The sequence below is a fragment of the Streptomyces huiliensis genome (assembly GCF_020037025.1).
Classification (GTDB): Bacteria; Actinomycetota; Actinomycetes; order Streptomycetales; family Streptomycetaceae; genus Streptomyces; species Streptomyces huiliensis.
The window spans coordinates 1-10,133 of record NZ_JAIQLH010000329.1 but is presented as its reverse complement, the minus strand read 5'-3'; the positions used below and the strand labels follow the sequence as shown (position 1 = coordinate 10,133).

The window sequence follows — 10,133 nt, the reverse complement described above, 5'->3', positions numbered from 1 at the left end:
CTTCAGGTCCCGGTGGACCACCCCCGCGTCGTGCACCGCGAGCAGCCCCTCGGCCAACGCCGCCCCGATGGACGCCGTCTGAGCAGCCGACAGCGGACCCTCCTCGGTCACCTTGTCGTGCAGCGAGGGCCCGGGCACGTACTGCGTCGCGAACCACGGCCGCTCCGCGTCCAGATCGGCGGCCACCAGCCGCGCCGTGCAGCCGCCGCGGATGCGCCGCGCGGCGGACACCTCGCGCGCGAAGCGCGAGCGGAACTCCTGGTCCTCGGCGAGATCCGGCCGGATCACCTTCAGCGCCACCCGCTGGCCGCGCTTGTCCGAGCCGAGGTACACCACGCCCATGCCGCCCGCGCCCAGCCGGCGGTGAAGCCGGAACGAGCCGACGACACGCGGGTCCTCGCGCCGGAGCCGCATCATCGTCATCTTCATCCCCGCTGCCGGTCCGTCTGACGAGCCACAGCTTACGGATTGCCGGGCGCCCTTGCTGAGAGGCCGCGCATGCGTCGGCGATCGGATGACCGGTTCCGCCGCGCGCCCGCGCCCGACCGCCTCCGGGTGCCCGCCCCGTCCCCGTCCGCCCGCCGCCCGCCGCCAAGCCCCCGGAAGGGAACGGGGATTGACGGCCCGACGGACGGCGAGCCGACGGGCGGTGCCCCCGGGAAGCCCCCCGCTCGAACACCTGACACACCGTCGGCCCGGGCGGTCAGGGGTGCCGCGGCGACGGTGACCCGGGACACCCCGGACGTGAGGCAGATCACTCCGGCGCGGCCCCCTGGGGGAGAACCCGGAGACCCACCCCGAGACGACCCCGGCGAACCGCTCCTCTGTTCTCCACCCAGGGGAGTACCGGCCCCACCCCTCCCTCCTCCTCCGGGAGGCCGTGCAAGGGGTACGAGGGCATGACGTCCGGCCCCCGCCCGCCGCCTACTGTGGAGTTCAGGCGGCGGGCGCAACACTCGTCCCCCGAGGTCGGACGCCCGCCGCCGCCAGCATCGGCACACGTCCGAGCGGCCCGCGCGGCCGCGCCGGACGAGGGGCGGGGTCCGGCAGGACCGGAAGGGAGGGGTGCCATGGCCCAGGCGGTACGACGCGCGGCCCGCGCACCCGGACGGGCGGACGCCCACCGGAGCCTCCCCGACCTCCCCGGCGGCCGCCCCGCCGACAACCGGCACCCTCTGGTCGCTCTGGCCATGGTGCTGCCCTGCGCGGCCGTCCTGGCCGTCGCCTTCGGCGGCTGGGATGCCGTCGTCACTCAAGCGTCGTCCGTGGCCGGCATGCTGGGGCGCTGAGCGCTCCGCTCCCGGAAGAGCGGTCCGGGTCGGGGACGGGCCGGCCATAACCCCGTGGGGACGGGGGTGCGGCGGACGGCATGACGGGCCGGGCACCTGGGGAGGTGCCCGGCCCGTCCTTTGCGTAAAACTCGTCGATGACCAGCGAAAACGGCCGGAGGCCGGAGCTCGAAGCCCCGGCCTCCGGCCGATCATGGTGCGCGATACTGGGATTGAACCAGTGACCTCTTCCGTGTCAGGGAAGCGCTCTCCCGCTGAGCTAATCGTCCGGGAGGGTGTGCTGCGTGCGCGATACTGGGATTGAACCAGTGACCTCTTCCGTGTCAGGGAAGCGCTCTCCCGCTGAGCTAATCGCGCGGGAAGGTCCGCGAGGACCTTGGTGGACGATACTGGGATTGAACCAGTGACCTCTTCCGTGTCAGGGAAGCGCTCTCCCGCTGAGCTAATCGTCCTTGGAGGTGGAGACGGGATTTGAACCCGTGTAGACGGCTTTGCAGGCCGTTGCCTCGCCTCTCGGCCACTCCACCAGGAGTGCGGGGGTCGGGAAGATCCCCCTACTCGAGCGGACAACGAGACTCGAACTCGCGACATCCACCTTGGCAAGGTGGTGCTCTACCAACTGAGCTATGTCCGCACGCTTCCTCCGGACCGTGATCCGGAAGTCGCCCCGCCGTTTCGCTTCCGCGTCCCGGCGACGTGTTGAACTCTAGCGGATTCCAGCGCCAGCTCAAATTCCGTTTCCGCAGCGTGCTGCCCGCTTCCTTCACCCGGCTCAGCGCCGGGGACCGGCCCATAGACTCGATGACGTGCATGACCTCCCCCCGATGGCCCGCTTCGGCGGCCTCCTCGCCACCGATCTCCGCGACGTCACCAGCGACCCCGAGGCCCTGGACTCCCGGGGCTGGTGGGCCGTCGTCGCGGGCTTCGAGGGCGACCTGCGGTGCGCCCGCTTCGGCGACGTGCGCCCCGCGCCCCTCCCCGCCCCCGGGCGCTGGCGCGGCCCCGCCCCCGAGGCGTGGACCAGCTCCCTCGACCGGGACGCCTACATCGCGGGCGTCCGGCGGATCCGCGAGCACATAGCCGCCGGCGAGGTCTACCAGGCCAACCTCTGCCGCGTCCTCGGCGCGCCGCTGCCCGACCCGGACCACGCCGACGTCGACGCCCTCGCCGCCCACCTCGCGGCCGGCAACCCGGCCCCGTACGCCGGCACCGTCCGGCTCCCCGCCCACGGCACCGAGGTGGTCACCGCCTCGCCCGAGCTCTACCTGCGCCGCACCGGCCGCGTCCTGGAGTCCGGACCGATCAAGGGCACCGGCCGCACCGCCGCCGACCTGCTCGACAAGGACCACGCCGAGAACGTGATGATCGTCGACCTGGTCCGCAACGACCTGGGCCGCGTCTGCGCCACCGGGTCCGTGACCGTCCCCGCGCTCTGCGCCGTCGAACAGCACCCCGGCCTCGTCCACCTCGTCTCCACCGTCCGCGGCGAGCTCGCGGCGGGCGCCGGCTGGTCCGAGCTGTTCGCCGCCACCTTCCCGCCCGGCTCGGTCACCGGCGCCCCCAAGGCCAGCGCCCTGGAGATCATCGAACGCCTGGAACAGGGCCCGCGCGGCCCCTACTGCGGCGGCATCGGCTGGGTCGACGCCGACCGAGGCACCGGCGAGCTCGCCGTCGGCATCCGCACCTTCTGGATCGACCGCACCGCCCCCGGCGGCCCCGCGCTGCGCTTCGGCACCGGAGCGGGCATCACCTGGGGCTCCGACCCCGAGGGCGAATGGGCCGAGACCGAACTCAAGGCGGCCCGGCTGCTCGCGATAGCGTCCGGCACACACAGTCCGACCGCGGGGAGGCGACGGTGACCGTCTGGCTCAACGGAAAGCTCGTCGGGGAGGACGCGGCCCGCGTCTCGGTGTTCGACCACGGCCTGACGGTCGGCGACGGCGTCTTCACGACCCTCAAGGTCGTCGACGGCCGCCCCTTCGCCCTCACCCGGCACCTGGACCGGCTCGCCGCCTCCGCCCGCGGCCTCGGCCTCCCCGCACCCGACGCCGACGAGACCCGCCGCGCCTGCGCGGCCGTCCTCGACGCCCGCCCCCTCGCCCTCGGCCGCCTCCGCATCACCCTGACCGGCGGCCTCTCCCCGCTCGGCGCCGACCGCGCCGCCGCCGACACCACCCTCCTCGTCACCGCCGCGCCCATCGAGCCCCGCCCGGCCGCCACCGCCGCCGTCACCGTCCCCTGGACCCGCAACGAACGCGGCGCGCTCGCCGGCATCAAGTGCACCTCGTACGCCGAGAACGTCGTCGCCCTCGCCCGCGCCCGCGAGCAGGGCGCCACCGAGGCCCTGCTCGCCAACACCGCGGGCGCGCTCTGCGAAGGCACCGCCACCAACGTCTTCGCCGTCCTCGACGGCGAACTCCACACCCCGCCCCTCGCCTCCGGCTGCCTCCCCGGCATCACCCGCGCCCTCGTCCTCGAGTGGACCGGCGCCCGCGAGACCGACCTGCCCATGGACGCCCTCGACCGCGCCGACGAGGTCTTCCTGACCTCCAGCCTCCGCGACGTCCAGGCCCTCCACACCCTCGACGGCCGCCAACTCCCTGGCGCCCCCGGCCCGGTGACCGCCGAGGTCATGCGCGTCTTCGCCGAACGGTCGGCCGCGGACATCGACCCCTGAACCGGCGGCGGCCGACGGGAAATCCCGCGACGCGGGGCCCGGCGGGTGGGTAGAACAGCGGCATGACCACCACCCTGCGCCCCAGCGCACCGGAACAGCGCACCGCCGACGGCCACCGCCGCCGCGGGTACGAGATCTGCGTCAACGGCAGGCCCGTCGGCGACGCCGAACTCGCCACGCAGACCCACTTCGGCCCGCGGGCCGGGAGCATAGAGCGGCTCTTCGTCCGGGAGGGCGAGCGTCGCCGGGGCCGCGGCACGGTCGCCGCCCTCGCGGCCGAGGAGGTGCTGCGCGGCTGGGGATGCCGCTGGGTGGGCTTCGAGTTCCCCGCCGCGGACACCGCCACCCTCGGCCTGGTGACCGCCCTCGGCTACACCGAGCGCAGCCGGAACATGGTCAAGAGGCTCACCGACCCGCCCGCCCTGCCCGCCGGGAGCACGGCGCGGCCCCTGGACGAGGACCGGTTCCCGGCGTGGGTGGCCCAGGAGAAGGCGGGCTACGTCGAGTCGCTGACCGAGCGGGGCGTCCCCGAGGCCGAGGCCGCGGCCAAGAGCGACGCCGACCACGCGGCCCTGCTGCCGCGGGGCGCCGCGACCCCCGGCGTCGCCCTGCGCGTCCTCGCCCACGAGGGCGTCGACGCCGGCACCCTCTGGCTGGGCACGCGCGACGGCATCGGCTACGTCTACGACGTCAGGGTGGCGGCGGAACAGCGCGGCCGCGGGCACGGCCGCACCCTGATGCTCGTCGCCGAACGCGAGGCCCTCGCCCTGGGACACGACCGCGTCGGCCTCAACGTCTTCGCCGGCAACACCCCGGCCCTGCGGCTCTACGAGTCCCTGGGCTACGAGACGACGAACCTGTACTTCCAGAAGGCACTGCTCTGAGCGCCCGGCTCCGGCAGCGGACGCCGGCTAGCCGGCCAGCAGCCGGTCCGCGATCTCCTCGATCCGCTCCCGCAGCCCCTCCTGGCTCTTCCCGCCGTCCAGCCGCTCGCCGCCGATGACGTACGTCGGGGTGCCGGTCACCCCGATCGCCTTGCCCTCGGCCTGGTCGGCGTCGACGATCAGCAGGTGCCGGCCGTCGACCAGCGCGGTGTCCAGCTCCTCGGCGTCCACCCCCAGCGCCTTCGCCACCTCGGCCAGCACGGCCTCGCCGCGCTCGCCCAGCTCCCCGGCGCGCCCCAGCACGGCCTCCGCGAACTCCCAGCCCCGGCCCTGCTCGGCCGCCTCCTCGGCGGCCTGTGCGGCGGCGTAGGCGTGCCGGTGCTTCTCCAGCGGGAAGTGCCGCAGCCGGACGTCCAGCCGGTCGCCGTAGCGGGCCCGCAGCGCCCGCAGGTCCTCCAGGGCGGCATGGCAGTCGGTGCACTGGAGGTCGCACCAGACGTCCAGAACAGCGGGGTCGGCGGGGCCGGCGGGGACGGCTGACGGGGCGGAGGGGCTGTTGATCTCGCTCATGGCCCCAGTCTCCCAGCCCGGGCGGCCAGGGGACGTCTCGATCCTGAGGAGGCCTCGGTCCTGAGGAGGAGGGCCCCCAGGGGACGACCCGGAGTTCTCCCTGATCTCCGCCCCCCGTCGTGGCTTCCGGGCCGCCACCCGGTGCAGGATGGATGCAGAAGCCCACCATCGGCAGGAGGACCGGATGCTGACCTCGACCGTGTGCGCCGCGGTGTCCGCGGGCGGACTGGGCATCGCCCTGCTGACGGCCTACCGCAAGCGCTTCCTCGCCGCGACCCGCATCGCGGCCTTCGCCCTGATCCCGATCGGCCTCGTCATGACCGGGATCATCGACTGGGTCACCGACCTGGTCTTCAAGCCGACCGTCTGGGCCGGCTTCGGCGTCCTGGCCCTCTCCGCCTTGCTGTTCATGGTGAGCCGGGCCGCCGAGCGGCGCCGGGCCGGAGGCCACACCCTGCCGGACGGCGGCGGTGCCGGCGGTCCCGACGCCCTGGCACCCGGCGCCTCGGCCCCCGCCGTCGGACCGGCCGCAGGCCACTCCGCGGACCGCCCGAAGGGGCGCTCCAAGCCGAAGGGGCGGAAGGGTACCGGAGGCGAGTTCGACGACATCGAGGCAATCCTCAAAAAGCACGGGATCTGACGAACACCTCCACACGATCGGCCCGTTGACGGAACGCGCTGCGTCATGATCTGCCGGAGATGAACGACGAACCGGCCGAGCTGACCGCAGAACTGACCGCAGACCTATCCGAGCTGAACGACCTCGACCTGAGCGACCTCGCCAAGGAACCGCGAGGCTGTCTCTTCGCCCTCTCCCAGCCGCCCCTGATGCTGTTCCTCGCCTTCGTGGCGACGCTGATCCTGGTGACGGCGGTCCACGACCTCTACCGGTGGTGAGCGGTGGACAGCCCGCTCAGTCGGCCGCGCCGCGCCGCCGGGCCCGGTACGCGGCCACGTGCAGCCGATTGCCGCAGGTCCGGCCGTCGCAGTAGCGGCGGGACCGGTTCCGCGAGAGGTCCACGAAGGCCCGCCCGCACCCCGGCGCGCCGCAGCGGCGCAGCCGCTCGCGCTCGCCCGCCACCAGGAGGAACGTCAGGGCCATGCCGCCGTCGGCCGCCAGGTGCTCGGCGAGCGAGGCCCCCGGCGCGAAGTAGTGCACATGCCAGTCGTAGCCGTCGTGATCGGTGAGCCGGGGCGTGGTGCCCGCCTCGGCGACCAGGGCGTTGAGCAGCTCCGCGGCCTCCGCGGTGGCCTCGGTGTCGAAGACCCGCGCGAACCGCGCCCTGAGCTCCCGCACGGCCCGCAGATCGCCCTCGTCCAGCTGTCCGACCCCGCTGATGTCGTGCCGCTCCACGAAGGCCCGCAGCGCGGCCACGTCCGGCAGCCCGTCGTTCCCGGCGGCCCCCGGGGCCCCGGCGTCCGGCGGACCGGCGGGGGAGCTGTTGAGCAGGTCGACGACGGCGTTGAGCGCGCACCCGGTGTCGTGGTTGATCAGCACGGTTGGTTCGCTCCCTGGCCCGGCCGGTGGGGCGGCAACTTGTTCGACGGTGGGCACCGACCTTACTGGCTCCGCGGGAACGCCACACGGCCGCGCCGTCGACCACGGTGGTTTCCGTGGCGACGGCGCGGCCGTGCTGCCTGATGCGCGTGGAACGTGTCAGCGGGACGGGACGCGCGCCGCCTCCCCGAGTGGGCGGCGCGCAGGGACCGGACCTCCGGCCGTGGACCGCCTCAGCTCTCCGCCAGGATGTGGGAGAGCTCGGTGTCCAGATCGAAGTGCCGGTGCTCGGTACCGGGCGGGACGGCGGCGTCGGTCCGCTTCAGGAACGACTCCAGGGCTCGCGCCGGCGCCTCCAGCAGCGCCTCGCCCTCCGGAGAGCTGAGCGCGATGCACACGACGCCCTGACCGTGGCTGCGGGACGGCCAGACGCGGACGTCGCCGGTGCCGGTGGGCCGGTGCAGCCCCTCGGCCAGCAGGTCCCGGGCGAAGACCCACTCGACCGTTTCCTCGGCTCCGGTGTGGAAGGTGGCGTGTACGGCATACGGATCGGAAGTGTCGTACCGCAGACCTGCGGGTACAGGCAGTGACGATTCGCTCGACACAACGAGGCGCAGGTGCAGCTCACAGCTGACCGTGGTGTTCATAAGCGCCAGGGCCTTTCGCTCAGTGTGCGCTCGGGGATTCGCACGTCGGCGAAATCGACATGCCACCTACGGTGCCGTTGTAAACCCCTCTGACCGTTTTGGGACTCTTCGGATACCTCGTACGGCCGACCCCGCGCGCTCCCGGTACGGCCGTTCCGGTGAGTTCCGTCAAGGCCGCGCCGCACCCCCGTCATCACCCAGGGTGACGGGCTGCAGTCGGTGGTTCTGGGCACCGTCTGACATGCGGTAATGTTTGCGGTGCGCCCGGGCGATTAGCTCAGCGGGAGAGCGCTTCGTTCACACCGAAGAGGTCACTGGTTCGATCCCAGTATCGCCCACATCCCACCCGTGGTCCGTAAGGCAAGCCCTTGCGGACCACGGGTGTTTTGTCATGCTCGGGCGGACCGAGTCAGCCCGTCCGGCGTTTGAGGACAACCGCGCGGAGCGCGGTTTCAGGGGGTCTGGGGGCTTGCCCCCCAGGAATCGGCGAAGGGGTGGGACCGGGGCACGGCCCGCCGCAGGCGCCCCCGGCCGGAATTTGATGCGGGAGCGCCATGACCTGTATTGTTCAGTGCGTTCCCGGGGGAAACCCCGAGAAACTCCCGGGCGATTAGCTCAGCGGGAGAGCGCTTCGTTCACACCGAAGAGGTCACTGGTTCGATCCCAGTATCGCCCACACACCGAGGCCGGTCCTTCATCAGAAGGACCGGCCTCGTCATGCCGCGGACGGCAACTCCGCCCGCAACGGCCACGCCGGATCGCACTGCTCCTCGGAGCCGTTCCGCGCGAACCACGCCTGGAGCCCGCGCGCCTGCGCCGCGTGCCAGACCGCCTGCCGAGCGTGCAGCTCGGCCACGCTCAGCCGCTCCAGCCGCACCGCGAACCGCTGCCCTATCGCCCGGGCCACCGCCATCGCGGCCGCCGCGTCCGCCGCCGCGTCGTGAGCGCCCGTCAGTTCGATCCCGTACTGGGCGCAGAGATCGGACAGCGTCCGGCGGCCCTTGCGGTACCGGTCCAGGTGCTTGTCCAGTACCCAGGGGTCGAGGACGCACAGCGACGAGGCCCCCAGGTACGCCGCGAGCGACGCGGCGCGGTGCCGCCGCAACTCCCGGTCCAGCAGGGTGAGATCGAACGGCGCGTTCATCACCACCAGGGGGATCCCCGCCGCCGACTGCTCGGCCAGCGCCCGCGCCACCTCCTCCATCACCGGCGCGGGCCACCGCCCGAACCGCTGGAGGTGCGCGTCCGTCAGCCCGTGTATCGCCGTGGCGCCCTCAGGCACCGGGACGCCCGGGTTGACCAGCCAGCGGGTGACCGCCGGTGTGGCTCCCGCCCGTGACTGCACCACGAGGGCCGCGGACACGATGCGGTCGTGTTCGACGTCCACTCCGGTGGTCTCCGTGTCGAAGGCGGCGAGCGGCCCCTCGAACCAGCTCGGCATGTCACAACTCCTCGCGCTTGACCGGAATTTGGCGTGAATCCCCTCCCTCCGTCGAGTGATACCCGGTCTCCGTGCGGCCCGAACCGCCCTTGTTTGCGAAGGAGTTCGGGTGGAGACAACAGCGGTACAGGCACCGAAGACGGTGCCCCCGGAAGGTGTTTCGGACATGGCCCTCACGCGGCCCGAACCGGCCGTTCCGGCCGGCGGGCCACCCCGCGCCGACGAGCGGCGCCTCCCGCGCGGGCCCACCCCGCCCCGCCGCGGCGCCCTCGCCGGCACCGCCTGCATGGAGACGCTCCAGATCGGCCACCTGCACGCCGTCGCCGCGGCGGCCGGCTGCTCGCTCGCCCAGCCGTTCCCCGACCACGGCATCGACTGGCACCTCAGCCACACCGCCCCCGGCCACACCACCGATGACGAGGTCACCATCAAGGTGCAGCTGAAGGCCACCTACCAGGTCCCGCCCCGGCCGCCCGGCGCCACGTTCCCCTTCACGCTCGACAACGAGCACCTCGTCAAACTCGCCCGCACCCCCGTGGCCGTCCACCGCATCCTCGTCGTCATGCTCGTGCCCCGGGCCAGAGACGACTGGGTGCACGCGGACCACGACCGGCTCGCCGTGCGGCACTGCTGCTACTGGACCAACCTCGCCGGCCACCCGGTCACCGGCCGGCACAGAACCACCGTGCGGATCCCCACCGCGCACGTCTTCGACGACCACGCCCTCTGCGAGATCATGACGCGCGTCGGGGCGGGAGGGAGACCCTGATGCGACCGCAGGCCGGCACACCCCGCCCCGCCGAGGCCGAGTCCGCCGTCCTCGCCACCCTGCTGGCCCGCCACGGCTGGCGGCGCCGCGGCGGACCCGCCGGACGCTACGGTCGCTGGACCCCGCCCCCGCCGGGCGGCGGCCCCGGCGGACCCAGCCTCCTCGTCCCCGAGGACCCCGCTCTCCCCGACGGCGCCGACCTCCTCGCCGAGGCCCGCACCGCCCTGGAGCGCAGCACCGAGCCCACCGCCCGGCACATCCTCCTCGCCCTCGGCACACCGGGCGACGAGATCCACTGCGTGCGCCCGGCCTCCGCGCCCGACGCCGACTGGGCCGCCCAGGACCGGCTGCGCGCCGG

At 73.5% G+C, this 10,133-nt stretch carries 12 protein-coding genes, 6 tRNA genes and 1 pseudogene; 10 read left to right on the top strand and 9 right to left on the bottom strand.

The features are described from left to right. On the bottom strand, window positions 1–429 hold a 429-nt coding region (locus tag JNW98_RS32600; protein ID WP_223771910.1), incomplete at its 3' end, for a protein kinase domain-containing protein. A 641-nt stretch (window positions 430–1,070) separates the two neighbouring features. Between JNW98_RS32600 and JNW98_RS32595 the strand changes: the two genes are divergently transcribed. Further along, window positions 1,071–1,289, top strand: a complete 219-nt coding sequence (locus JNW98_RS32595; RefSeq protein ID WP_223771909.1) for a hypothetical protein — start codon at window positions 1,071–1,073, stop codon at window positions 1,287–1,289. 285 nt (window positions 1,290–1,574) lie between these two features. On the opposite strand, the gene JNW98_RS32590 is transcribed toward JNW98_RS32595, so the two are convergent. From JNW98_RS32590 to JNW98_RS32575, 4 genes are all read right to left on the bottom strand, one after another. Continuing rightward, a tRNA-Val gene (locus tag JNW98_RS32590) sits at window positions 1,575–1,646 on the bottom strand. Window positions 1,647–1,666: 20 nt separating this feature from the next. Next, a tRNA-Val gene (locus JNW98_RS32585) sits at window positions 1,667–1,741 on the bottom strand. Window position 1,742: 1 nt separating this feature from the next. Next, window positions 1,743–1,816: transfer RNA gene (locus tag JNW98_RS32580), tRNA-Cys, on the bottom strand. Window positions 1,817–1,850: 34 nt separating this feature from the next. Next, window positions 1,851–1,923: transfer RNA gene (locus JNW98_RS32575), tRNA-Gly, on the bottom strand. Window positions 1,924–2,095: 172 nt separating this feature from the next. On the opposite strand from JNW98_RS32575, the gene JNW98_RS32570 reads away from it, so the two are divergent. The 3 genes from JNW98_RS32570 (at window position 2,096) to JNW98_RS32560 (ending at window position 4,850) form a co-directional block, all read left to right on the top strand. Next, a complete protein-coding gene (locus tag JNW98_RS32570; RefSeq protein WP_223771908.1) occupies window positions 2,096–3,148 on the top strand; it encodes a chorismate-binding protein in 1,053 nt (350 codons plus the stop codon). Beyond that, entirely contained in the window at window positions 3,145–3,966 is an 822-nt protein-coding gene (locus JNW98_RS32565) for an aminotransferase class IV (RefSeq protein ID WP_223771907.1), read from the top strand. Before JNW98_RS32570 ends, JNW98_RS32565 begins: the two co-directional genes overlap by 4 nt. A gap of 62 nt (window positions 3,967–4,028) precedes the next feature. Next, window positions 4,029–4,850 carry a GNAT family N-acetyltransferase gene (locus JNW98_RS32560; protein ID WP_223771906.1) on the top strand — a complete coding sequence of 274 codons (822 nt, stop codon included), beginning with the start codon at window positions 4,029–4,031 and terminating at the stop codon, window positions 4,848–4,850. Between the two features lie 27 nt (window positions 4,851–4,877). Here the strand turns inward: JNW98_RS32560 and JNW98_RS32555 are convergent, their stop codons facing one another. Then, window positions 4,878–5,420 (bottom strand): DsbA family protein, encoded by a 543-nt coding sequence (locus JNW98_RS32555; RefSeq protein WP_223771905.1) that lies wholly within the window; start codon window positions 5,418–5,420, stop codon window positions 4,878–4,880. 184 nt (window positions 5,421–5,604) lie between these two features. On the opposite strand from JNW98_RS32555, the gene JNW98_RS32550 reads away from it, so the two are divergent. Beyond that, entirely contained in the window at window positions 5,605–6,060 is a 456-nt protein-coding gene (locus tag JNW98_RS32550) for a hypothetical protein (RefSeq protein ID WP_223771904.1), read from the top strand. A gap of 59 nt (window positions 6,061–6,119) precedes the next feature. Next, complete coding sequence (locus JNW98_RS32545) at window positions 6,120–6,317, top strand: hypothetical protein (RefSeq protein ID WP_223771903.1); 198 nt, start codon at window positions 6,120–6,122, stop codon at window positions 6,315–6,317. Between the two features lie 16 nt (window positions 6,318–6,333). Here JNW98_RS32545 and JNW98_RS32540 read toward each other — a convergent pair whose 3' ends face one another. Next, complete coding sequence (locus tag JNW98_RS32540; RefSeq protein WP_223771902.1) at window positions 6,334–6,918, bottom strand: CGNR zinc finger domain-containing protein; 585 nt, start codon at window positions 6,916–6,918, stop codon at window positions 6,334–6,336. A 233-nt stretch (window positions 6,919–7,151) separates the two neighbouring features. After that, window positions 7,152–7,565 carry an SsgA family sporulation/cell division regulator gene (locus tag JNW98_RS32535; protein WP_004942301.1) on the bottom strand — a complete coding sequence of 138 codons (414 nt, stop codon included), beginning with the start codon at window positions 7,563–7,565 and terminating at the stop codon, window positions 7,152–7,154. 266 nt (window positions 7,566–7,831) lie between these two features. On the opposite strand from JNW98_RS32535, the gene JNW98_RS32530 reads away from it, so the two are divergent. Continuing rightward, window positions 7,832–7,903: transfer RNA gene (locus tag JNW98_RS32530), tRNA-Val, on the top strand. Between the two features lie 266 nt (window positions 7,904–8,169). Beyond that, a tRNA-Val gene (locus tag JNW98_RS32525) sits at window positions 8,170–8,241 on the top strand. A 39-nt stretch (window positions 8,242–8,280) separates the two neighbouring features. Here JNW98_RS32525 and JNW98_RS32520 read toward each other — a convergent pair. Next, the gene (locus JNW98_RS32520; protein ID WP_223771901.1) at window positions 8,281–9,006 is read right to left on the bottom strand and encodes an exonuclease domain-containing protein; all 726 of its coding nucleotides are present in this window, start codon (window positions 9,004–9,006) and stop codon (window positions 8,281–8,283) included. Between the two features lie 166 nt (window positions 9,007–9,172). On the opposite strand from JNW98_RS32520, the gene JNW98_RS32515 reads away from it, so the two are divergent. Together JNW98_RS32515 and JNW98_RS32510 are read left to right on the top strand one after the other, a co-directional pair. Further along, window positions 9,173–9,775: a DUF4365 domain-containing protein gene (locus tag JNW98_RS32515; protein ID WP_223771900.1), complete on the top strand. Its 603-nt coding sequence runs from the start codon at window positions 9,173–9,175 to the stop codon at window positions 9,773–9,775. Beyond that, window positions 9,775–10,133 (top strand): annotated as a pseudogene (locus tag JNW98_RS32510) (hypothetical protein); the annotation flags it as partial. The gene JNW98_RS32515 and the pseudogene JNW98_RS32510, both read left to right, overlap by 1 nt.